This is a genomic window from Lysobacter sp. TY2-98, from assembly GCF_003367355.1.
Lineage (GTDB): Bacteria > Pseudomonadota > Gammaproteobacteria > Xanthomonadales > Xanthomonadaceae > Cognatilysobacter.
Genome location: NZ_CP031413.1, coordinates 2691835 through 2714796 on the forward strand (window position 1 = coordinate 2691835; position 22962 = coordinate 2714796).

A 22962-nucleotide genomic window follows, 5' to 3' on the forward strand; every position below is an offset into this window, starting at 1 on the left:
TTCCGGCCGCTGCACAGGCGGCCCGTTTTCCACTCTCCGGATCTTCGATGTTCTTCCGCAATCTCACTCTGTTCCGTTTTCCCACGTCGCTCGAACTCGACGCCTTCGATGCTGGCCTCGCCGAATGCGCACTGCGCCCGGTCGGTCCGATGGAGCTGTCCACGCGTGGCTTCGTCTCGCCGTTCGGTCGTGACACCGAAGGCTTCAAGCACATGCTCGACGAGGCCTATTGGCTGGCGATCGGCAGCGAGGACCGGCTGCTGCCGGGTGCCGTCGTCAACGATCTGCTGCAGAAGAAGCTCGACGACATTGAGGAAAAGGAAGGCCGTCGACCGGGCGGTCGCACCCGCAAGCGGCTGAAGGACGAGCTGATCACCGAGCTGCTGCCGCGCGCGTTCGTGCGGCCGTCGCGTACCGACGCCATCCTCGACATGAAGCAGGGCATCGTCGCGATCGACACGTCGAGCAAGAAGTCGGCCGAAAGCGTCGTCAGCGAAATCCGCCGCGCGCTCGGCAGCTTTCCCGCGCTGCCACTCAATGCCGAGATCGCGCCGCGTTCGGTGTTGACCGGCTGGGTCGCAGGCGAAGCGCTGCCGGACGGCCTCAGCCTCGGCGACGAATGCGAGCTGCGCGACGCGCTCGACCAGGGTGCGGTGGTGAAGTGCCAGCGCATGGAACTCGCCGACAACGCCGAGATCGACAAGCACCTCCAGTCGGGCAAGCAGGTCACGCGGCTCGCATTGACGCTCGATGACCACGTGAGCTTCGTGCTCGGCGAGGATCTCGTCATCCGCAAGTTCAAGCTGCTGGACGGCGCGGTCGACACGCTGGAGAACACCGAACGCGAGGATCTGCGCGCCGAGCTCGAAGCGCGCTTTGCGCTGATGAGCCACGAGCTGCGCCGGCTGTTCACCGTGCTCGAGCCGGCACTCAAGCTGTCGAAGGTGGAGTAACCGCCGCATGTTCTTCCGCGCGCGACCGCCGCGCAGCGCACCGCCCCCGGTGCGCGAGCCGTTGCGGGTCGTGCTGCCGGACGGACGCGTGGTCGAGGTCAAGCGCGTCGACAACCGGCGCGTCCGCGGCCTGCGACTGACGGTGACCGAGCGCGGCATCCGGCTCACGGTGCCGCCGCGTACCAGCGACCGCCGCGCGCGCGCGTTCGTGCAGGAACACGCGGCGTGGCTGGCGGGCCAGCTCGCACACACGTTCGGCACCGTTCAACCGCTCGAGATCGGCGCCAGTGCGACGCTGCCGCTACGTGGCGTCGACGCACCGCTGCAGTGGCGCGACGGCCGTTTCCTGCGGGTCGAGCTCGATGGCGATGCCGTCGTCGCGACGCTGCCGCCGGCGATCGCCGAAGCCGCCGTGCGCAAGGCGTTCTCGAACTTCTATCTCGGCCAGGCACGCGCCGACGTCGGCCGCTGGATGCCCCGGTATCTGCCGACGCTGCCGCGCCCGCCGAAGGCGGTGACGATCCGCCCGCTGACGTCGCTGTGGGGCTCGCTCGCGCCCGACGACCGCATGCGCCTCGACCTCGCCCTCGTGCTCGCGCCGCCCGCGGCGTTCGAGTACGTGCTGGTGCACGAGCTCTGCCACCTCATCCAAGCGAACCACTCGGCCGCATTCTGGGACGAGGTCGAGCAGCGCTATCCCGAGTGGGAGCCGCAGCGCGAGCTGCTACGGTCCCGTGGCCGCCCCATCAAGGCCGCGTTGCGCGCGGTCTGCGAGATGCCGGGGATCCCGCATCACTGAATGCCATCGGCACGGATTCGCATGGCCGTGCCCGCCTGAATGCGCACGTCACAGCTGCGACCGAGCAGCGCCTAAAACGTGCACTGCGTGCGAAACGGCCATCGTTTTTTCGTGGGTTTGCAGTTAAGGCGAGCGGGACCGTGGACCGTGACGAGGCGGCAAAAATTTCCACGCCGGCGCAGGCTTTTCTGTGAAAACACTCGCGCGCGAATGCTGCCTACGGCCGCTTGGATTCGCAAAGTATTCATCCTTGTGCGTTGCGCGCGAATTCGTGACGTGTGTCACGGGTTGGCACGGGATATGCGATGAGGGCGATGCGTCCGAAACGGGGCGCTTCCTCCCCTGCAATACGACATCTCCAGGAGACACCTCATGCGCAAGACTCTCATTGCTGCTTCCGTCGCGCTGGCGTTCGGCCTCGTCGCAGCTCCCGCGTTCGCCCAGTCCATCACGGACTCCGCCAACGACAATTCCCGCAACACCGTCGGCCTGCTCGCGGTTGATAACTCCGTCAATGACGCGCTGAACGACAACTCCACCAACAACTCGAACAACGACAACCGTTCGGGCTTCAACAACAACTCGACCAACGACTCGCACGACGACAACTCGACCGACAACAGCGCGCAGCTGGGCATCCTCGGCGCCGCCGCGAACAACGGCGCGACCGCCGTCTCGAACGTCTCCGACTCGTTCAACACCAATACCGCGGTCGCCAGCTCGGTGCTGGTCGGCTCCGTGAGCGGCAATGGCTTCGGCCAGGTCGGCAACTACGCCGACAACAGCGGCGACAGCCGCGGCGGTCGTGGCGGCTCGGCCACGGGCGTGGGCCTCGGCCTGGGCATCGGCGCCAGTGGTAGCAACGACGGCGCGGACGGCCGTGGTGGCCGTGGCGGTCGTGGCGGCCGTGGCGGTGACGCGACCTCGTCCGACGGCACGTTGGCCATCCTCCCGATCATTGCTGCGGTCAGCAGCGGCTCCTCCGACGCGGACGGCGGCGACGGCGGCGACGGCGGCAACGGCGGCAGCGGCACCGGTGGCTCGAACAGCTCGGGCGACGCCGGTGGCATCGGCAGCGGCACCGGCCTCGCCGCCGGTGGCGACGGTGCGTCGAGTGGCGACGCCTATGCCGACGCAGGCGCGTTCGACATGTCGAACCAGGCGAACGGTACGGCCAATGCGGCAGCCGGGATCATGGTCATCGGCCAGAACAGCGGCGCGCAGTCGATGGTCCAGCAGGCGGTCACGGTGCAGTCCAACCTCAACGTGGGCGGTCACTGAGTCCGGTCCGGATGCGCGGCTTCGGCCGCGCATCTCCGGTTTCGACGCCGGCGGGGTTCGCCCCGCCGGTTCCGCCCCCGCCAGGAGACTGCCATGCGACTGCATCTTCATGCGGTGCTCGTAATCGCCGGCGCGACCGCGCTCGTGGCTCCGGCCGCGTTTGCGGGCAACGTCGTCGATCCCCTCGTTGCACCCGTTGCCGCAGCGGCGGCCACCCAACTCGTTCCGGCTGCGACGTCCAACGCCGTCAATTCACTCGACGCGACGGCCATGACGACCGACGCGCTCGATGACCTGCGCGGCGGCACCGACATCAAGGACAGCTTCAACGTCACCACCACGACCAACACGGCCGACAACGACGGCAACGTCAGCGGCAACACCGCACAGAACACCGTGAGCGGCGTGAACCTGGTCGACGGCGGGTCGTTCGGCAATGCCGCCGGCCTGAATACGGTCATCCAGAACAGCGGCAACAACGTGCTGATCCAGAACAGCACGGTCGTCAGCATCCAGTTCACGCCGTCGCCATGAGACACGGCGCTGCGCTGCTGCTGAGTCTGGGCCTGGGGTTCGCCACCCTCGCCGGGGCGACCACGATCGAGGTGCGTCCTCCGGGTCAGCGCTACGGCGTCGCCGTCACCAGCCTGAAGGAAGCGCGCTTTCGCACCACGGTGCGCCAGCAATACGACTTCAGCTGTGGCTCGGCGGCTGCCGCGACGCTGCTCACGTTCCAGTACGGACACCCGGTGAGCGAAGCCGACGTGTTCAAGCAGATGTTCACCACCGGCGATGCCAAGCGCATCCGCAAGGAAGGCTTCTCCATGCTCGACATGCGGCGCTACCTCGCGTCGCAGGGATACGAGGCCGATGGCTTCCAGCTGCCGCTGGACAAGCTCGAAGAAGAAGGCGTGCCCGCCATCGTGCTGCTCAACGACCGCGGCTATCGCCACTTCGTGGTGGTGAAAGGCCTGCGCGGCGAGCGGGTGCTGCTCGGCGATCCGTCGCGGGGCACGCGTTCGATGACGCGCCGCCAGTTCGAAAAGTTGTGGGACAACCGAGTGCTGTTCGTGGTGCACAACCGCCGCGAATTCGCGCAATTCAACCGACCGGCCGACTGGCGCATCGCGCCGCCCGCACCGGTCGACACCGTCATCCGGCGCGAAGGCGTGCAGAACTTCGACATGCCCAAGCGCGGACCGGGAGACTTCTGATGCGATTCCCTGCCCTGCTAGCCCCTGTTCTCTTCACCAGCCTGGTCTTTGCCGCGACGTCGCGCGCCGACGAGGTCGATCTCGGTCCGCCGATTCCGCAGGACCGTCTCGACAACCTGCGCGGCGGTTTCGACATGCCGTCCGGCATCACCGCCGGGTTCGGCTTCGAGCGCACCGTTACCGTCAACGGCCAGACCGTCATCACCCAGACCGTCACCATTCCCGACGTCTCCAAGATCACCCAGGAACAGGTTAACCAGCTCACATCGCTGACCCAGAACAAGGCCGTGCAGATCGGCGGCGGCTCGGGCTCGACGACCAGCAACGTGGCGACTTCGAACACATCCACCACGGCCACCACGCCGACGATCGCGACACCGGTGGTCAACACGCCGACGATTCCCGCGGTACCCGTGGTCGTGACGCCGACGGTCCCGACGACGCCGAGCATCCCGACGATTCCGACGATCCCGTCTACACCGGCCATCGCGCCGGCCATCGCGCCCACCGACAACACCGCGCTCGTCCCGAACGCGGGCACCACGGTACTGCCGAACACGGACATCGCGCTGATCCCGAACACCGGCACGTCGATCGTGCCGAACATGGGCACGCTGATCATCCAGAACTCGCTGGACGGCCAGACCATCCAGGCGATGACGACCATTCACGCGGCCGTCAACACCCTGACTCTATTGCAGAACATCCACTTCACACAGTCGCTGACCGACTCGCTGCGTCTGGGCGGAAACCCCTGACGCCCCACCGCTCCACACAACCCGATGAGGATGCCGATGTCACGGATGCTGCGTCGTCTCTCGCTCGCCGCTGCGATCTCACTGGCCATCGCCAGCCAGGCGCAAGCGCAAGAAGCGGATCGCGTTACCCAACTCGAAGCGCTCGTGCATGCACAGCAGGACGAACTGGCCGCGATGAAACAGACGATGGACGCGCAGTCGCGCGACATCGCCGATCTTCGTCAACAACTCCACGATCGCGACCTCGACGCCCTGCGCGGCGAGGGTGCGCCCGCCGCCTCGCTGGCCGGTGCGGCGGCGACCGCGACCGGCGTGGTGTCGGCCGCGGCGACGCTGGACGCGATGACGCCGTTCGCGCCGCAGTCGCCGGGCGGCAGCGCGCCGTCCCACTTCGCGGCCGCGCCGCAGGCGCCTGGTGGGCAGGGCGGCGGGCAGGCGACGGGCCAACCGCCCGGCTCGCAGCCCACCGCGCAACAGCCCGTGGGACGCGCACCGACCGAAGAAAGCCAGCGGCCGCAGGTCGCGCAGATCTTCGACCAGCCGGGCGTGCTCACGCCGCACGGCAAGTTCGTGCTCGAGCCGTCGTTGCAGGTGGGCTATTCGGCGACCGATCGCGTCGCGCTGATCGGCTACACCATCATCCCGGCGATCCTGATCGGCCTGATCGACGTGCGCCAGGTCAAGGCGACCGCCGCGACCGCGACGCTCACCGGTCGCTGGGGCGTGACCAATCGCTTCGAGCTGGAAGGCCGCGTTCCCTACCTCTACGCGAACACCGACACGATCAGCCGCGAGATCTTCACCGGTTCCGCGACCGACCGCGTCTTCACCACGCATGGCAGCGGCCTGGGCGACGTCGAAATGACGGCGCGCTACCAGTTCAACCAGGGCGGCCCGGACAAGGCCTACTGGGTCGGCTGGCTGCGCTACAAGTCGCGCACCGGCAAGGACATCTTCGAGGTTCCGACCGACTGCGTGACGCGCTGCGTCGACAACGCGACCGGCACGGGCCTGCCGCTGGAACTGCCGACCGGCACCGGCTTCGCCGCGATCCAGCCGGGCGTCACCTGGCTGTATGCGTCCGATCCGGTCGTGTTCTTCGGCGGCTTCAGCTATCTGCACAACTTCGAGCGCCACGACGTCCAACGCACCGTGCTGACCGGCGCGCCCGAAGGCTTCCCGCAGACGACGACCGAACCGCTGGGCGACATCAAGGCGGGCGACCAGCTCGGCTTCAACGTCGGCATGGGCCTCGCGCTCAACGAGAAGGCCGCGATCTCGTTCGGCTACGACATGTCGTGGGTCGACAAGATCAAGCAGAACGGCGAACCGCTGCCGGGCTCGGCGCGCCTGATCCTGGGCACCCTGCTGATCGGCGGCTCGTACACGTTCAACGAGCACGTCAGCCTCAACCTGTCGCTGGGCGTCGGCGTGACCCGCGACACCCCGGACACCACCTTCACCGCGCGCGTGCCGGTGACGTTCTGATTTACCCGCCCCCGCCGAACGTCACCGCAGCGACCCCGCGCCCCGGCGCGGGGTTTTTCTTTGCGCGCTCAGCGCTCGCCGTGCAGGAACGGACCGATCGCGTCCGCGACCGCGTCCGGCAGTTCCATGTGCAGGTGATGCCCGCCCTCGATGCCGACGAGCTCGACGTCGCGCAATCGCGCCGCACGCCCATCCCGCGCTTCGGCGGGGAAAAAGCGGAACGCCGGCACCGCATGCACCAGCCGCACGGGGCATTCGATGGCGGCGATGACGTCGCGCATCTGCCCTTCGGTCATGCGCACCGCGGTCGGTCGTGTGAGGCGTGCGTCGCTGCGCCAGGTGAACCCGCCTTCCGGCGCCGGCGCGAGTCCGCGTTCGACGATCGGTCGCGCCGCGAGCTCGGTGAGGCCACCGGCCTGCAGACGCGCGCGCACCGCGGTGGCGACGTCGGGAAACACGCGACGCCGCGCACCCGCCGGTTCGCCGTGCACCGCGAACGCTTCGCGCAGGCGGATCGCGGTGCGGTCCTCGGCTTCGACGAGGCCACCGAGCGCTTCGATCAGCGCCATGCGTTCGATGCGTTCCGGGGCGGCCGCGGCGACCAGCGTCGACGTCGCGCCGCCCATGGAATGCCCGAGCAGCGAGAACCGCGACCAGCCGAGCGCATCCGCCACCGACAACACCGCGCGTGCCGCCGCGACCAGCGTGTAGTCGGCGGACGGCGGCAGATGCGCGCTGGCGCCGTGGCCGGGTAGATCGATCGCGACGAGATCGAGTCCGGCCAAGCGCGACGACAGCGGCAGGAAGCTCGCCGCGTTGTCGAGCCAGCCGTGCAACGCGAGCACCGGCGCACCGCCGTGGCCGAAGCGCAGGCCGGCGAGCCGACCGAACGGCGTATCGAGCGTGATCTCGCGCATCAGTCCGCCAGCGCGCGGCGCGCGAGATCGGCGAGCGCGCGGGCATGCGCCGGCGCGTCGTTGAGGCAGGGGATGTACTGCATCCGGCCGCCGGCCTGCGCGAACTCGTGCGCGAGCATCTCGGCGATTTCCTCGAGCGTTTCGAGGCAGTCGACCGCAAAGCCGGGGCAGACGACGTCCACGTCGACCACACCGCGCGTGGCGAGCGCCAGCAGCGTGTCGCGCGTCGACGGCCCGATCCACTTCTCCTTTCCGAACTGCGACTGGTACGCCAGCGACCACTGCGCCGCATCGAGCCCGAGCGCTTCGGCAATGGCGCGCGACGACGCCTCGCAGTGCTGCTGGTACGGATCGCCGCGGCGCACGAAGCGCTCGGGCAGCCCGTGATACGAGAACAGCAGGTGGCGATCGCCCGACGTCGCTTCGCGCGCGGCGCGCACGCTGTCCGCAATCGCGTGTACCCAGCCGGCGTCGAGGTGGTAGTCCCCGATCACGCGCGGCTTCAGCACGTCCATGCGCGCGACGACGTCTTCGACGGAAGCGGTGGTCGACGTCGAGTACTGCGGATACAGCGGCAACATGACGACGCGCGCGTAGCCTTCGCGCTCCAGCTGCGCAAGCACGCCCTGCAGCTTCGGTTCGCCATAGCGCATCGCGTCGACGACGTGGACATCGGGCATTTCCGCCTGCACCGCGCGCCCAAGGCGACGCGTGTAGACCGCGAGCGGCGAACCGCCGTCGGGCCCGTCCATCCAGATCGATGCGTACTTCTTCGCGACCGGTCCGCCACGCAGTGGCAGGATCACGAAGTGCAGCAGCGGGCACCAGATCCAGCGCGTCAGGTCGACGACGCGGTGGTCATGCAGGAATTCGGAGAGATAACGTCGCACGGCGGCCGGCGTCGGCGCGTCGGGCGTGCCGAGGTTGGCCAGGACGAGCGCGGTGCGTGGTGGGGCGTCGGAACTCATCCGCATAGCATGACAGCGCCACCGACCGCGGCGTGCCGGCGCCGTCGCAACGCGTCGTCGCCGCTGCGATCGCGATGGATCGGTCGCACCGGTTGCTTGATATTCATCGCAGGCTCACTAGCCTGAACCATCCGTTCCTTCCGGTATCCGCCATGGCCCGTCGCCCCCGCCTGTCCGGCCTCGTCCTCGCGCTCGGCCTCGCCGCCGCACCCGCCGTCCTCGCCGGCCCTGCCGAGGACCTGCGCGCCAAGAACGCCGTGCGCGTGCTGCACGACATCCGCGAGATCCCGGAGTCCGCCATCCCGGACAAGCTGCTCGACGAGGCGCGCGCGATCGTCGTCGTCCCCGACGCGCTGAAGATCGGTCTGGTGGTCGGCGGCCGCCGCGGTCACGGGCTCATGGCGGTCAAGAATCCCGACGGCACGTGGTCGCAGCCGGCGTTCGTGAAGCTCACCGGCGGCTCGATCGGCCTGCAGGCCGGCCTGCAGTCGGCGGACATCGTGCTGGTGTTCCGCGGCGAGCGCGGCGTCGACTCGATCGTCAACGGCAAGGTCACGCTGGGCGCGGATGCATCGGTCGCGGCCGGTCCACTGGGTCGCAGCGCCGCCACCGCCACCGACGGCCAGCTCAAGGCCGAGATCTGGTCGTGGTCGCGCGCCCGCGGCCTGTTCGCCGGCATCGCACTCGACGGCGCCGTGCTGCAGGTCGACGACGAAGCCGACCAGCTCGCCTACGGCGCCGGCACCACGCCGCGCATGATCTTCGAGGGCCGCGCGACGGGCGCGCCATCGAACGCGCTGGTCGACTTCCGCGATGCGCTCGAGGAAGCGAGCGCCGCCGCACGCGCCGAGCGCGCGGGCACGCCGGCCACCAGCGTGGCGGCCAGCGCCGCGCAGCCCGCGCCGACCAACACCACGACTGGCGCACCGCCGAGCAGCAGCACGCCGGTTGCGCCCGGTGCCCCGGCCGCGACCGACCCCAAGCCGCAGCCGTTCCAGAACGCGGAACCCGCGGTAAAAACCGAACCGCTGCCGTAAACGCCGTCGCGGGCGCTGCGTTATCCTGATCGTCGTAATGCGACGCCACGCCCGTGGCGTCGGGACAGTCGCCGATCCGGCGTCGCGCCGAGGGCGCCACGGGGATCAGGAATCGAAAGCACGCATCGTTCGAGCGCTTCGGCTCAACGGGAGGAAGTCGTCATGTTTGGGTTGAGTGCGGGCCACCTCATTGTTTTGCTCGTCATCGTCGTGCTGATCTTCGGGACGAGCCGCCTCAAGACGGCCGGCAAGGATCTCGGCGATGCGGTGCGCGGCTTCCGTCAGGGCCTGCAGGGCGACGAAGACGCGCAGCGCCTGCGCGACGAGCGCCGCAACGACGACGTCGATTCGCGCAGCCGCGACACCAGCGACACCGATCGCGACCGTCGCTAAGCGCCCGCGCGGCGCGCCATGTTCGACGTCGGCTTCTCGGAGCTGCTGCTCACCGCGCTCGTCGCGCTGATCGTGCTCGGGCCGGAGCGCCTGCCGAAGGCGGCGCGCCTGGCCGGCATGTGGATCCGCCGCGCGCGTGCGCAGTGGCAGGCGGTGAAGAACGAACTCGAGACCGAACTCGCAGACGAGGAGATGCGTCGCAGCATCCTGCGCGCGCGTGACGAGATGCGCGAAGCACAGGACTCGCTGCGCGCCCAGCTGGCTGACGTCGAAGCACGCATGACGCGGGTGCCGGGCGCGCCGGAGCCGCAGGCGACCGCCGATGCCGATGCCGATGCCGCGTCATCGCTCGAGGCGCAGCTGGCCGATGCCGAAGCCGCGATGACCGCGCCGTCGACCGATTCCCCCACGCCGCCCGAACCGAATGAGCAGCGCTGACGCGCACCTGCCGCCCGACACGCCGCGCCTGCTCGATCACCTGATCGAACTGCGCGCGCGCCTGCTGCGCGGTGCGGTCGGCGTGATCGTCGCGTTCCTCGCCCTGATGCCGTTCGCCGGCAAGCTCTACACGCTGCTCGCGCAGCCATTGCTCAAGACGCTGCCGGATTCCGGCCATCTGGTCGCGACCGAACCCGCGGGCGGTTTCTTCGTGCCGATGAAGCTCGCCTTCATGGCGTCGATCTTCATTGCCGCGCCGTGGCTGCTGTACCAGGCGTGGGCGTTCGTCGCACCGGGCCTGTACAAGCGTGAGAAGCGCATCGCCCTGCCCCTGCTGGTGTCGGCGGTGACGCTGTTCTACGCCGGCTGCGCATTCGCCTACTTCATCGTGCTGCCGGCGGCGTTCGGTTTCCTCGCGCGCTTCACGCCCGACGTCGTCGCGCAGACGCCCGACATCGGCAAGTACCTCGACTTCGTGTCGGTGATCTTCCTCGCGTTCGGCGTGAGCTTCGAGCTGCCGGTCGCGCTGGTGATCCTCGTTCTGCTCGGCTGGGTGAAGCCGGCGCAGCTGCGCGAATGGCGCGGCTACGCGATCGTCGGCATCTTCGCGATCGCGGCGGTGATCACCCCGCCGGACGTGGTCTCGCAGCTGATGCTCGCGGTGCCGATGTGCCTGCTGTACGAGGCCGGCATCGTCGCGGCCTCGCTGGTGACCGGTCGACGCTGAGGCTAGGCCTCGATCTGCATGCGCGCGTCGGTCGACGGCGCGACCGGCACGTCGAACATGTCCCGCCAGGCGTAGTAGCTCGCCGCGACCAGCACGACCAGCACCGTCACCGCGAACACCGCCCATACGCCGAGTGCGACGGCCACGCCCAGCACCGGATGGATGAGCGCGGCGATGCCGCCGACCACCGCGGTCGCCAGCGTCACCACCACGGCGGCGACCAGGAATGCGGCGAGGAACACCACCGACGCGACGAGGTTGGCGCCGAGGTTGACCACCGACGCACGCAACCCCAGCCGCAGGCTCTCGACGATGCCGACGTTCGACAACGCGATCAGCGGCACGCACAGCAGCATGAGTGCGGCGCTGAAGTAGTTGAAGACGAACTGCAGCATGTTGACGAGAAACAGCAGGACCGGATGATCCGGCTCCGGCGGCACGACCACGTGCCCGCTCAGCGCGCCCTGCAGCGCCTTCATGCTTTCCGCCCAGTAATCCGGCCCGGTCAGCAGCACCACCAGCCCGACGCAGCCGAGGTTGAACACGATCTGCACGAGCCCGAGCGTCATCAGCGGACGTGCACGGCCGTGGCCGAACGCCGCGAACAGGTCGCGCGCGCGCGTCGGCCGGCCGTGTTCGGCTTCGTGCATCACGTGGATCAGCCCGGCGAGCAGCACCGGCATCACCAGCGTGAGCACGACGAACAGCGGAATACCCACCGCCACCGACTCGCCGAACGACAATTCGCTGCGACCCTGCAGGCGCGAGGCGACGGGCAACACCGCCAGCACCGACGCGAAATACAGCGTGCACAGGAACAGCACCGCCGCGCCGAACACCGCGCGCGGGTTGCGGCGGCCGATGTTGACCGCCTGCTTCATCCATTCGACGCCCTGCGCCACCGGGACCTTGCGCACGTTCATGCGCGGCCCTCCGCACGCGAACGGGCGACGTGCACGAAGCGACGCAGCACGCGACGCGAATGCGGCGTCGCGCTGACGCCGCGTTCGGTCGACACGGCGCAACGGCCTTCGCCGTGCAGCGCCTCGCGACGCGCACGTACGTAGCCGCGCATGTGCGTCGTGCTGAACTCGGGATGGAACTGCACGCCCCAGACATGTTCCTTCCAGCGATACGCATGGATCGGATCGTGATCGGACTTGGCGAGCAACGTCGCGCCCTCGGGCAGCTTCAGCACGGACTGCAGGTGCGTTGCCTGCGCGGCGAAGCGCTCGGGCAGGCGCGCGAACAGCGGGTCGTCGTTCGACGGTGCGAGGCGCTCGATCTCGACCGTGCCCATCTCGCGGCCTTCCGGATGCCAGCCCACCTCCCCGCCCAGCGCATGCGCGATGAGCTGGTGGCCGTAGCAGATGCCGAACAGCGGAAGGCCGGCCTGCGCGGCATCGCCCAGCCACTGCGCCGTGCGCTCGCTCCAGTCGCGGCGCTCGGTGACCATCGCGCCCGACCCGGTGATGATCACGCCGGCGAAGCCGTCGCGCGACGGCAGTGCTTCGCCACGTTCGACGTCGACCACCACCGCGGCGTCGCGCGGCAGGCCGGCGGCGGTGCGGATCCAGTGCGGAAATCCGCCATGGCGACGCATCGACGCGACCGGTTGGCCGGTTTCGACGATCAGGAAGGGCGCCGACCAGGTGTCGGGCGACGCAGCCGCGTCGGCTGCAGGACGGGACGACCGGTCGGGGTGGCCGGAACCGGGGATTTCGATGCGCGGAGGCTGCGCCATGGACGGCACGATCAGGTAGGGGGAGTCGACGCTTGCGGCCTGTGCGGACGCAAGGAAAAAGGGTCGAAAAGCGCGTCGCTATACTAGCCCGCTTTCCGCGCGACAGGCATGGAACGCAGCATGACGGCCCCCACGTTCCAGGAACTCATCCAGCGTCTGAACGCCTTCTGGGGCGCGCAGGGCTGCGTGCTCATCCAGCCGCTCGACCTCGAGGTCGGCGCCGGCACCTTCCATCCCGCGACGTTCCTGCGCGCGCTCGGCCCGGAGCCGTGGAACGCGGCCTACGTCCAGCCCTGCCGCCGCCCCACCGACGGCCGCTACGGCGAGAACCCGAACCGCCTGCAGCGCTACTACCAGTACCAGGTGGTGATGAAGCCGTCGCCGCCGAACATCGTCGAGCTCTATTTCGATTCGCTCAAAGCCTTGGGCGTCGACCCGCAGGTGCACGACCTGCGCCTGGTCGAGGACAACTGGGAATCGCCGACCCTCGGCGCCTGGGGCCTGGGCTGGGAGGTCTGGCTCAACGGCATGGAAGTCACGCAGTTCACCTACTTCCAGCAGGCCGGCGGCCTCGAATGCCGCCCGGTGCTCGGGGAGATCACCTACGGTCTCGAACGCCTGTGCATGTACCTGCAGAACGTCGACAACGTGTTCGACCTGGTGTGGACGACCGGCCCGGACGGCACGCCGATCACCTATCGCGACGTCTACCACCAGAACGAGGTGGAGCAGAGCGCGTACAACTTCGAGTACGCCGACGTCGCCGAACTGTTCCATCGCTTCGACGCCTGCGAGGCCGAGGCGCTCAAGCTCATCGACCTCGGCCTGCCGCTGCCCGCGTACGAGCAGGTCTGCAAGGCGTCGCACAGCTTCAACATGCTCGACGCGCGCCGCGCGATCAGCGTCACCGAGCGCCAGCGCTACATCCTGCGCGTGCGCAAGCTGGCACAGGGCGTTGCGCAGGCCTACTTCGCGCAGCGCGAGAAGCTCGGCTTCCCCGGCCTGAAGCGCACGGAGGCCACGGCATGATCCTGATCGGCATGTACGACTCGCCGTTCACGCGGCGCGTCGCCATCGCGCTCGCACTGCGCGGCATCGCGTTCGAGCACCGCCCGTGGTCAGTGGGCGCGGATTTCGACAGGATCCGCGAGTACTCGCCGCTCGGTCGCGTGCCGGTGCTGGTGCTCGACGACGGCGAGGTGCTGATGGAGTCCTCGTCGATCCTCGACTGGATCGAGCACGAAACGCAGGGCGAGCCGTTGCTGCCTGCAGGTGGCAAGGATCGTCGCGAGGCGATGCGCCTGATCGGCCTGGCGAGCGGTGCGGCCGATCGCGCGGTCGGCATCGTGCTCGAGCGCGTCTTCCATGCGCCCGAAGCGCGCTCGCAGGCGCTGCTCGATCGCAGCCTCAAGCAGATCGAAGGCACGTACGACGCACTCGATGCCGCCTGCGCCGCGCGTGCGGGCCAGTGGCTCGTCGGCGGGACGATGACGCTCGCCGACATCACCGTCGGGACGTACGTCACGCACGGCTCCAACGCCGCGCCGGTCGATCTCACGCGGTGGCCCGCACTCAAGGCACACGTTGATCGCTGCGAAGCGCTCGATGTATTCGCCCAGCATTTCGTTCCGTTCTTCGTTCCGCAGCCCAAGGGCGCCAAGGAAGTCTCCGCATGAAGCCGCTGCTGATCGAACTCGGCACCGAAGAGTTGCCGGTCAAGGCGCTGCCCGGCCTCGCGCAGGCGTTCTTCGACGGCGTCGTCAACGGCCTGCGGAAGCGGGGCGTCGAGGTCGACACGTCCGGCACGAAGCCGCTCTACACGCCGCGCCGCCTCGCCGTCGCGCTGCCGAAGGTGGCGACGACGCAGCCGGAACAGAAGTCGGAAGTGCTGGGGCCGTACCTCAACGTGGCGCTCGATGCGAACGGCGCGCCGACGCGCGCGCTGGAAGGGTTCGCGCAGAAGGCCGGCGTCGAGTGGACGCAGCTCGAGCGCACCACCGACAGCAAGGGCGAGCGCTTCGTGCATCGCGCGGTGAAGCCAGGTGCGCCGACCGCGTCGCTGCTCGGCGAGATCCTCGCCGAAGCCGTCGCCGGTATGCCGATCCCGAAGCCGATGCGCTGGGGCGCGAACGAGTTCGGCTTCGCGCGCCCCGTGCACTGGCTCGTCGTGCTGTTCGGCACCGACATCGTCGATGTCGAACTGCTCGGCGTGAAGGGCGACCGCATGAGCCGCGGCCATCGCTTCATGTACGACAAGCCGGTGTGGTTCACCGATCCGTCGGACTACGTCGAATCGCTGCGCGTGGCCAAGGTGCTTGTCGATCCCGACGAGCGCCGCGGCCGGATCCGCGGCGAAGTCGAGCGCGCGGCGAAGTCGGTCGACGGCGTCGCGCGCATCGAGCCCGGCATCCTCGAAGAGGTGAACGGCCTGGTCGAATGGCCGAAGGCCGTACTGTGCAGCTTCGAGCGCGAATTCCTCGAGGTACCGCAGGAAGCGCTGATCGCCACGATGGAGGCGAACCAGAAGTTCTTCCCGGTGCTCGATGGCAGCGATCGCCTCAGCGAGCACTTCGTCGGCATCGCCAACATTGAATCGAAGGACGAAGCTGAAGTCCGCAAGGGCTACGAGCGCGTGATCCGTCCGCGCTTCGCCGATGCGAAGTTCTTCTTTGACGAGGATCTGAAGCAGGGCCTCGTCGCGATGGGCGATGGCCTGTCGGGCGTGATGTACCAGGCCAAGCTCGGTTCGATCGCCGACAAGGCCGCGCGCATCGCCGCGCTGGCCGAATCGATCGCGGAGCAGGTGGACGTCGATCCGACGCTCGCGCGCCGCGCGGCGGAGTTGTCGAAGAACGACCTGCAGTCACGCATGGTCGGCGAGTTCCCGGAACTGCAGGGCATCGCCGGGCGTTACTACGCGCTGCGCGACGAGGTGCTCGACGGCCTTGGCGACACCGCGCGCTATGAACTTGCGCAATCGCTCGACGAAATCTACATGCCGCGCTTCGCCGGCGATGCGATGGCGCCGTCGACGTTGGGCCAGGTACTCGCGATCGCCGAACGTCTCGACACGCTTGCGGGCGGTTTCGCGGCCGGTCTTCGCCCGACCGGCAACAAGGATCCGTTCGCGCTGCGTCGCAACGCGCTGGGTCTGGCGCGCACGTTGCTCGAAGGTGGGCACGATCTCGTGCTGCACGAACTCGTCGAACGGGCCGTCGCGCTGCAGCCGACGCAGGCGCCGGATCTCAGCGCCTACGACATCACCAACTTCATCTACGACCGCCTGCGCGGTTACTACGCCGACCGCGGCGTCACCCCGCAGCAGTTCGACGCCGTGCTCAATGCGGTGCACGAATCGCTGCCGGACTTCGACGCGCGCCTCAACGCGATCGGCGACTTCGTGAAACTGCCGGAAGCCGAAGCGCTGGCCGCCGCGAACAAGCGGATCCGCAACATCCTGCGCAAGGCCGAAGGCGAGGTTGGCACGACGCTCGATGCGTCGCTGTACACCGAAGACGCCGAGCGTGAACTCGCAGCCGCCGTCGACGCGGCCATCGCCGACACGGATCCGCTGCTCGACGCACGCGACTACGCCGGCACGCTCGCACGCCTGGCGCGCTTGCGTCCCGCGGTCGACACGTTCTTCGACAAGGTGATGGTCAACGTCGACGACATGGCCGTGCGCCGCAATCGCCTCGCCCTGCTGCAGCGCCTCGCCGACCGCCTCGGCAGCGTCGCCGCGATCGAGTACCTCTCGATCTGAGTCGCAGGTGCCGTCGTCCCCATGGACGGCGGCGCCATTGGCATGTCACGACGCCGCGCCGTCACGGTCGCTTTAACGCCGCCGTCGCTATCCTGACCCGATGCCGACCCGCCCGCGCGCACGATGCGCCGCCCTCGTCCTTCTGTTCGCGTTCGGCGCGGCGTTCCCGGCGTGGGCGGCGCGCATCGCGCGCGTCGATGTGCACGGGCTCGACGAGGTGATGACGACGAACGTCGTGGAGTCGTTGTCGATCAATGACGAGACCGGCTCCGACATCGGCGAGCGCCGGCTCGACTACCTGCTCGAACAGGTCGAACCCGAGACGCGCGGCGCGCTCGAGCCGTTCGGTTACTACTCGCCGACGGTGAGGGTCACGCGCGAAGGCGAGACCGTGCGCATCGACGTTGAACTCGGCCCGCAGGTGGTGGTCGGCCGCGCCGCTGTCCATGTCGCGGGCGCAGCGGCGACCGATGAAGCAGTGAAGAAGCAGGTCGACGCCTTCCACCCGGGCAGTGGCGAGCCACTCGATCACACGATCTACGAAGCCAGCAAGTCGCGCATTTCGCGCACGCTGGCCGAACGCGGCTATTTCGATGCCGACCTCACCGCGCATCGCGTCGAAGTCACGCGCGCGACGCAGGACGCGGTGATCGACCTGCAGTGGGCGAGCGGCAACCGCTACGGGCTCGGTGGCGTGACGTTCGTGCAGACGCCGAACTCCATCATCGACGATTCGCTGCTGCACAAGATGGTGCGCTGGGACGTGGGCACGCCGTACCAGCAGGCGCGCGTCGAACGCCTGCGCGAGTCGCTGCAACGGCTCGACTATTTCTCCGGCATCGACATCGCCGTGCATCCGGAGAAGGCGGTCGATCGCAACGTGCCGATCGACGTCACGCTGACCCCAGCTAAGCGCACGGTCTACACCGTCGGCCTGAGCTACGGCTCCGACAGCGGTGCGGGCGCGCGACTCGGCATGGATCGGCGCTGGCTCAACCGGCGTGGCCACAAGGCGAATATCGACCTCGACTACGCGCAGCGTCGCAAGACGGTCACCTTGCAGTACCGCATTCCCGCGTTCGCGTGGGTGGACGGCTGGTACACGCTCGCGGCACAGGGTGCGGACGAGCAGACTGATTTCATCGACAACCGTCGCGGCGAATTCGTCGCTAGCCGAAGCGGTCGCATCAACCGCCGCCTCGACGCCGTCGCCGGGCTGCACGTGCTACGCGAACGCTGGGCCTATGCGGCGGAAGATGACGGCGATCCGTCGACAACACCCGACTACCGCTACGCGACGTTCTTCTACCCTCAACTCGACGCGACCTATGTGGATGTCGACGACCGCCTGATGCCGAGTCGCGGGTACGGCGCGACGGCGTTCGTTCGGGGCGGCCGCGGCAGCGCGGAGGGCGTGAGCGGCGTGCTGTTCGTGCAGGCGCACGCGACGATCAACTGGTATCGCGGCCTCGGCCCGCGCAGCCGTTTCATCGCGCGTGGCGAAGTCGGCCATACGTGGAGCGACGCGCCCACGGAAATCCTGCCGCCGAGCCTGCGCTTCCACGCAGGCGGCGAACGCAGCATCCGCGGCTACGGCTGGCGCGAAGTCGGTCCGCGCGTTGGTGCGCCCGGTCAGCGTTTCGCGGTGGGCGCGGAGAAGGTGATCACCGCGAGCGCGGAGTACGAGCACTACTTCAACGACAGCTGGGGCGCGGCCGCGTTCGTGGACACCGGCAGCGCGTTCGACGACAAGCCTGACCTGCATACCGGCGTCGGCTTCGGCGTGCGCTGGAAGTCACCGGTCGGTCCGGTGCGCATCGACATCGCGCACGGCCTGAACTCGCCCGACTCGCCGGTGCAGATCTACCTCAGCCTCGGAGCCGAGTTGTGAGTCCGCTGCCCGACGCCCCGCCCCCGGGTCCGCGCGAACCGACGCCGGAAGAGCGCGAAGCGCGCATCCGCGAACTCCGTGCGAAGCGTCGCTCACGCCTGCGCACGCTCGGCATCCGCAGCGCGGTCGGCAGTGGTGTGCTGCTCGTTGCAATCGTTGCGTTCGCGTACTGGCTGCTGACGACGATCGCGGGCCGCGACCTGTTGCTCGCGCAGATCAAGGCGCGGCTGCCGGCCGATGCATCGCTGGAATGGAAAAGCGCGGAAGGGCCGGCCTCCGGCCCGATGACGCTGCACGACGTGCGTTTCCACTGGAAGAAGCTCGCGTTCGCCGCGCAGCGCGTCACCATCGATCCGGCGCTGCGTCCGTTGCTCGGGCGACGTCTGCGTCTCGACGCGATGCAGGTCGAGCGCGCGACGCTCGATCTCCCGCCCAGCGACACACCGTTCGAACTGCCGCGCTGGCCGCAGTCGCTGCCGCAGATCACCGTGCCGCTCGCGCTGCAAGCAGATGACATCCGCATCGACGGCCTGCGCGTCACGCGCCAGGTCGCGCCGGTCATCGACATCCGGCGCGTGCGCGGTGGACTCGACGCCTCGACCGGAAAACTCGTGGCGTCGCGCGTCGACATCGACAGCGATCGCGGCCGGTTCGCGATCAACGGCATCTACGCGCCCATCGATCACTACCGCACCGATCTCGTCGCCACGGCACTGGTGCCGGTGAAGAACTCACGCGGACCGTTGAGGCTGGGGTTCGTGGCGCGCGGCGACCTGGACGCGATGAACGTCGCCGTCGCGGGCGCCGCACCGGGCGCGGTGCGTGCGACGCTGACATTGCGCGGCGCCGACCGTCCGCGTTGGCAGTTGAATGCGAACGCCCATGGAATCGATCTCGCTGCGCTGACCGCCACGGCGACGGATGCGCAGGTCAAGGCCGACATCGACCTCGAGGCGCGCGGCGTCGGTGGCGACGGCACGCTGCAGGGCGCGTTCGTGCAGGGCGACCGCCGAGTCGTCGTGCATCCGTCGACCGTGCACCTCGAACAGCAGGTGCTTGCATTCGCGCCGCTCGATGTCGAACTGCTCGGCGGCCGCGTCACCGTGCGTGGACGTGGCGATTTCGGCGAGCGTCACAACGCGCGCGTCGACTACACCGTCTCGGCGCGCGGTCTCCGCTGGGGCGACGGCGATGCGCAGGTCGTCACCGACGCCGATCTGGCGATCGCCGGCACGCAGGCGGCTTGGACGGTGAACGGCGACAGCGCGCTGCTGCGACGCGGGCACCAGGCGCACCTCGCCCTGGCGGGTACGGGCCGGCGCGGCGAGCTCACCGTGCAACGCCTCGAAGCGCGCATGCCCACCGGGACGCTGGACGCGAACGGGCGCATCTCCGCGCGTCCGTTGCTCGACTGGAACCTGCACGCCAACCTTGCCGGCTTCGATCCCGGTTACTTCGCGCCGGGCTGGAGCGGCGCACTGCACGGCACGCTGGCCACGACCGGTCGGCGCGACGATGGCGGCGCGCTGCACGCGATCGTCGACGTGCCGCGGCTCGGTGGGCGACTGCGCGGGCGACGCATGGGCGGCAGCGCGCACGTCACGCTCGAGGACGGCCTGTATCGCGGTGTGGTCGCGCTCAATGTCGACGGCGGCCGCCTGCTCGCGCAGGGCGAGGCCGGATTCGCGCCGCTCGCGCGCTGGAATGCGACTGCGCAGCTGCAACGTTTCGACCCGGCATTCCTCGTCACCGGTTGGCCCGGCGCGGTCGACGCGACGCTGCGCACGAGCGGACGTCGCGAGGCCGGCGCGCCCGGTCGTATCGGCGTGCTCGACGCCACGTTCGACGTGCCGCGCATCGGCGGTACGCTGCGCGGCCGCGCGCTCGCCGGTCACGGCACGGCGCACCTGCGCGGTGGCGACGTGGACGGCGAGGTGCAGCTCACGGCGGGCAGCAGTCGACTCGATGCGCGCGGTCGCATCGCCGATCGCCTCGACGTCGACGCCACGCTGTCGCCGGTGCAACTCGCCGACCTGCTGCCGGATGCGCGCGGCGTCGTCCGCGGCACGTTGCGCGTCACCGGCCCGCGCACTGCACCCGATGTCACCGCGGATCTCGATGGTCGCGATGTCGCCTTCGCCGATTACCGCGCGGCGACGCTGACGGCCAAGGGTCGCCTGCCCTGGCATGCGGGCGGCGCGCCGGGTGCGCTCGTCGTGCATGGCAACGGGTTGCAGCTGGGCCTGCCGCTGGACGCACTGGATGCCGACGCGCGCGGCGCGGTGGAAGCGCTGCAACTGCGCGCGACCGCGCACGGCGACTTCGGTGGCGCGGCTGTCAACGGGGCCCTGCGTCGCACCGGCGCGGTGTGGGCGGCCAACATCGCGACGCTGCAACTCACGCCCACGCGCGGCGCCGCCTGGCAACTCACGCGGGCGGCGAACGTGCGCTTCGGCGATGGTCGCATTGCGGTCGATGCCGCCTGCCTGCGCTCGTCCGCCGGCGGCGAACTCTGCGGCAATGCCGACTGGCCGCGTCGCGGTGCCGACATCACCGCGCGCGCGCTGCCGCTGACGCTGGTCGCGGGTTACCTGCCGGCGCGGGCCGACGGCACCCCGTGGCCGCTGCGCGGGAACATCGACGCGCAGGCGCAGGTGCGGCCGGCCGGTGGTTCATGGCGCGGCACCGCACACGTCACTTCACCGGAAGGCGGTTTCCGCCTCGATGCGAGACACGACTACGAGGTCGTGCGCTGGCGCGCGCTTGACGCGCGCGTCGGGTTCGATCCACAGCGCCTGCAGGTCGAGATGAACTCCGGTCTGTTCGACCACGGCCGCGTGCAGGGCCGCGTGGCCATGGGCTGGGCGGCGTATGCGCCGCTGTCCGGCGATGTCAGCGTCGATACCGACGAGCTCACGTGGATGGAGTTGTTCTCTCCCGACATCGTGGATCCGCGCGGTCGATTGACGGGTCGCATCACGCTCGGCGGCACGCGCACGGCGCCGTTGCTCGGTGGTCAGGCGCGCCTGACGGGTTTCACCACCGAGATGCCGGCGCTCGGCGTCAACCTCACCCAAGGCGAAGCGACGCTGGCTGCGTTGCCGGATGGCAGTGCGCGCATCGACGGCCATGTGCGTTCGGGCGATGGCGTGTTGAACATCGATGGTCGACTCGGCTGGCGCGACGCGGGTGCGCCACTGCAACTCAACCTGCGCGGCACGAACGTCGAAGTCGCGAACACGCGCGAGTTGCGGGCGGTCGTGAATCCCGACGTGGTGGTGCGCAGCGGGTCGGGCCAGCCGATCACCGTCACCGGCACGGTGGTGGTGCCGTCGGCGCTGCTGATGCTCGAGCGCCTCGACGGGCCCGTGAAGACGTCATCCGATGTCGTCGTGTTGGACCCCATCGACGCGAAGGCCGAGGTGCAGACGCCGGTGGCGCTCGATCTCAAGCTCGTCGCCGGCGACGACGTGCGCCTGAAAGGTTTCGGTCTCGATGGCACGCTCGCCGGCAGCGTGCAGGTGCACAGCGCGCCGGGCCGCAATACGACCGCGCGTGGGCAGATGGACGTGGCCGGTCGTTATGTCGCCTACGGGCAGAAGCTCGACGTCACGCGCGGCCACCTGACGTGGCAGGGCGGCGAGATCGGCGATCCCATCCTCGACATCCGCGCCGAGCGCGATGTCGGGGGCGTCACCGCGGGCATCGACGTCAGCGGCCGGGCATCGCGGCCGCGCGCCAATGTGTGGTCGAGCGAAGGCGATACGCAGTCCGAAGCGCTGTCGTATCTCGCGCTCGGTCGGCCGCTGCCGTCGCTCGGCGGCGAACAGGGCCAGCAGATCACCGCGGCGAGCGCGGCGCTGACGGCGGGTGGCGGGTTGCTCGCTTCGCAACTCGGTGCGCGACTCGGCCTCGACGATGCCGGCGTCAGCGAAAGCCGCGCGTTGGGCGGCAGCGTGCTCGGCATCGGCAAGTACCTGTCGCCGCGGCTCTACGTGGGGTACGGCGTTTCGCTGTTCGGTGCGGGCCAGGTGCTGACGCTGAAGTACCTGATCCGTCGCGGCGTCGACTTCACGGTCGAGTCCAGCACGGTCGAGAGCCGGGCGTCGCTGAACTACCGCAAGGAAAAGTGACGCTCACGCGACGGCAGCGGCGCGCGCGCTACGGTCAGCCCTTCCCTCATAGCGGAGCACGGCCATGAGCAAGCTTCACGGCGATGAACCCGGATACGAGGAAGTGCGCTTCGAGCGCGGCGAACTGCGCAAGCCGGACGATCGACACGACCAGCCCGGCCAGGGTGCGGTGCTGACGCCGCCGACTGATGGGCATGCGCACGATGCACGGCGCGATCCGTCGCTGGTCCCGCGAGCCGAAACGCAGCCCTACCCGCCGCTGCGCAAGTTCGGCATCAGCTGACGATCAGTCCGTCGACTGGCGCGTCTCGTCCGCGCTACGCGCGCTGTTGCGACCACTCTCCGCGTCGTGACCGGCGGCGTTGCGCAGGCGCTGCCCTTCTTCGCGATCCGCCGCCGACGGCGCAGACGGCGGCTTTCTCGGGGGCGGTGCGGGCTGCGCGGGCAGCGGGTGTGTC

Annotated in this window: 21 protein-coding genes; 17 read left to right on the forward strand and 4 right to left on the reverse strand. The window is 69.2% G+C overall.

The window, feature by feature from the left end:
• The first annotated feature begins 47 nt into the window (after positions 1–47).
• The 7 genes from DWG18_RS13115 (at position 48) to DWG18_RS13145 (ending at position 6493) form a co-directional block, all read left to right on the forward strand.
• Positions 48–953 carry a recombination-associated protein RdgC gene (locus DWG18_RS13115; RefSeq protein WP_115647603.1) on the forward strand — a complete coding sequence of 302 codons (906 nt, stop codon included), beginning with the start codon at positions 48–50 and terminating at the stop codon, positions 951–953.
• Positions 954–960: 7 nt separating this feature from the next.
• Entirely contained in the window at positions 961–1752 is a 792-nt protein-coding gene (locus DWG18_RS13120) for a SprT family zinc-dependent metalloprotease (protein WP_115647604.1), read from the forward strand.
• 372 nt (positions 1753–2124) lie between these two features.
• Entirely contained in the window at positions 2125–3033 is a 909-nt protein-coding gene (locus DWG18_RS13125) for a hypothetical protein (protein WP_115647605.1), read from the forward strand.
• A 93-nt stretch (positions 3034–3126) separates the two neighbouring features.
• Entirely contained in the window at positions 3127–3567 is a 441-nt protein-coding gene (locus tag DWG18_RS13130) for a hypothetical protein (RefSeq protein ID WP_115647606.1), read from the forward strand.
• Positions 3564–4247: a C39 family peptidase gene (locus DWG18_RS13135; RefSeq protein ID WP_115647607.1), complete on the forward strand. Its 684-nt coding sequence runs from the start codon at positions 3564–3566 to the stop codon at positions 4245–4247. The genes DWG18_RS13130 and DWG18_RS13135 overlap by 4 nt, the downstream gene beginning before the upstream one ends.
• The gene (locus tag DWG18_RS13140) at positions 4247–5005 is read left to right on the forward strand and encodes a hypothetical protein (RefSeq protein ID WP_115647608.1); all 759 of its coding nucleotides are present in this window, start codon (positions 4247–4249) and stop codon (positions 5003–5005) included. The genes DWG18_RS13135 and DWG18_RS13140 overlap by 1 nt, the downstream gene beginning before the upstream one ends.
• 36 nt (positions 5006–5041) lie before the next feature.
• Positions 5042–6493 (forward strand): acetate kinase, encoded by a 1452-nt coding sequence (locus tag DWG18_RS13145; protein WP_162823846.1) that lies wholly within the window; start codon positions 5042–5044, stop codon positions 6491–6493.
• 68 nt (positions 6494–6561) lie between these two features.
• Here the strand turns inward: DWG18_RS13145 and DWG18_RS13150 are convergent, their stop codons facing one another.
• Both DWG18_RS13150 and hemH read right to left on the reverse strand, forming a co-directional pair.
• Positions 6562–7410 carry an alpha/beta hydrolase gene (locus DWG18_RS13150; RefSeq protein ID WP_115647610.1) on the reverse strand — a complete coding sequence of 283 codons (849 nt, stop codon included), beginning with the start codon at positions 7408–7410 and terminating at the stop codon, positions 6562–6564.
• Complete coding sequence (gene hemH, locus DWG18_RS13155; RefSeq protein ID WP_240318532.1) at positions 7410–8384, reverse strand: ferrochelatase; 975 nt, start codon at positions 8382–8384, stop codon at positions 7410–7412. Before hemH ends, DWG18_RS13150 begins: the two co-directional genes overlap by 1 nt.
• A gap of 146 nt (positions 8385–8530) precedes the next feature.
• On the opposite strand from hemH, the gene DWG18_RS13160 reads away from it, so the two are divergent.
• The 4 genes from DWG18_RS13160 to tatC all read left to right on the forward strand — a co-directional run bounded on the left by DWG18_RS13160 (position 8531) and on the right by tatC (position 10973).
• Positions 8531–9415: a lipid-binding SYLF domain-containing protein gene (locus tag DWG18_RS13160; RefSeq protein WP_115647612.1), complete on the forward strand. Its 885-nt coding sequence runs from the start codon at positions 8531–8533 to the stop codon at positions 9413–9415.
• A gap of 162 nt (positions 9416–9577) precedes the next feature.
• Positions 9578–9808 carry a twin-arginine translocase TatA/TatE family subunit gene (gene tatA, locus DWG18_RS13165; RefSeq protein WP_115647613.1) on the forward strand — a complete coding sequence of 77 codons (231 nt, stop codon included), beginning with the start codon at positions 9578–9580 and terminating at the stop codon, positions 9806–9808.
• 18 nt (positions 9809–9826) lie between these two features.
• Positions 9827–10246 (forward strand): Sec-independent protein translocase protein TatB, encoded by a 420-nt coding sequence (tatB, locus tag DWG18_RS13170; RefSeq protein ID WP_115647614.1) that lies wholly within the window; start codon positions 9827–9829, stop codon positions 10244–10246.
• Positions 10233–10973 (forward strand): twin-arginine translocase subunit TatC, encoded by a 741-nt coding sequence (gene tatC / locus DWG18_RS13175; protein WP_115647615.1) that lies wholly within the window; start codon positions 10233–10235, stop codon positions 10971–10973. The genes tatB and tatC overlap by 14 nt, the downstream gene beginning before the upstream one ends.
• A 2-nt stretch (positions 10974–10975) precedes the next feature.
• On the opposite strand, the gene DWG18_RS13180 is transcribed toward tatC, so the two are convergent.
• Together DWG18_RS13180 and DWG18_RS13185 are read right to left on the reverse strand one after the other, a co-directional pair.
• A complete protein-coding gene (locus DWG18_RS13180) occupies positions 10976–11896 on the reverse strand; it encodes a DUF2189 domain-containing protein (protein ID WP_115647616.1) in 921 nt (306 codons plus the stop codon).
• Positions 11893–12717: a glutamine amidotransferase gene (locus tag DWG18_RS13185; protein WP_115647617.1), complete on the reverse strand. Its 825-nt coding sequence runs from the start codon at positions 12715–12717 to the stop codon at positions 11893–11895. The genes DWG18_RS13180 and DWG18_RS13185 overlap by 4 nt, the downstream gene beginning before the upstream one ends.
• A gap of 108 nt (positions 12718–12825) precedes the next feature.
• Here DWG18_RS13185 and glyQ point away from each other — a divergent pair, with 108 nt between their 5' ends.
• The 6 genes from glyQ to DWG18_RS13215 all read left to right on the forward strand — a co-directional run bounded on the left by glyQ (position 12826) and on the right by DWG18_RS13215 (position 22787).
• Positions 12826–13746 carry a glycine--tRNA ligase subunit alpha gene (gene glyQ, locus DWG18_RS13190; protein ID WP_115647618.1) on the forward strand — a complete coding sequence of 307 codons (921 nt, stop codon included), beginning with the start codon at positions 12826–12828 and terminating at the stop codon, positions 13744–13746.
• Positions 13743–14393, forward strand: coding sequence for a glutathione S-transferase family protein (locus tag DWG18_RS13195; RefSeq protein WP_115647619.1), 651 nt, complete (start codon positions 13743–13745; stop codon positions 14391–14393). The genes glyQ and DWG18_RS13195 overlap by 4 nt, the downstream gene beginning before the upstream one ends.
• Positions 14390–16480 (forward strand): glycine--tRNA ligase subunit beta, encoded by a 2091-nt coding sequence (gene glyS / locus DWG18_RS13200; protein WP_115647620.1) that lies wholly within the window; start codon positions 14390–14392, stop codon positions 16478–16480. The genes DWG18_RS13195 and glyS overlap by 4 nt, the downstream gene beginning before the upstream one ends.
• Before the next feature lie 100 nt (positions 16481–16580).
• Complete coding sequence (locus tag DWG18_RS13205; protein ID WP_115647621.1) at positions 16581–18371, forward strand: autotransporter assembly complex family protein; 1791 nt, start codon at positions 16581–16583, stop codon at positions 18369–18371.
• The gene (locus DWG18_RS13210; RefSeq protein ID WP_115647622.1) at positions 18368–22504 is read left to right on the forward strand and encodes a translocation/assembly module TamB domain-containing protein; all 4137 of its coding nucleotides are present in this window, start codon (positions 18368–18370) and stop codon (positions 22502–22504) included. The genes DWG18_RS13205 and DWG18_RS13210 overlap by 4 nt, the downstream gene beginning before the upstream one ends.
• Before the next feature lie 64 nt (positions 22505–22568).
• Positions 22569–22787, forward strand: a complete 219-nt coding sequence (locus DWG18_RS13215; RefSeq protein WP_115647623.1) for a hypothetical protein — start codon at positions 22569–22571, stop codon at positions 22785–22787.
• Positions 22788–22962 lie beyond the last annotated feature (175 nt).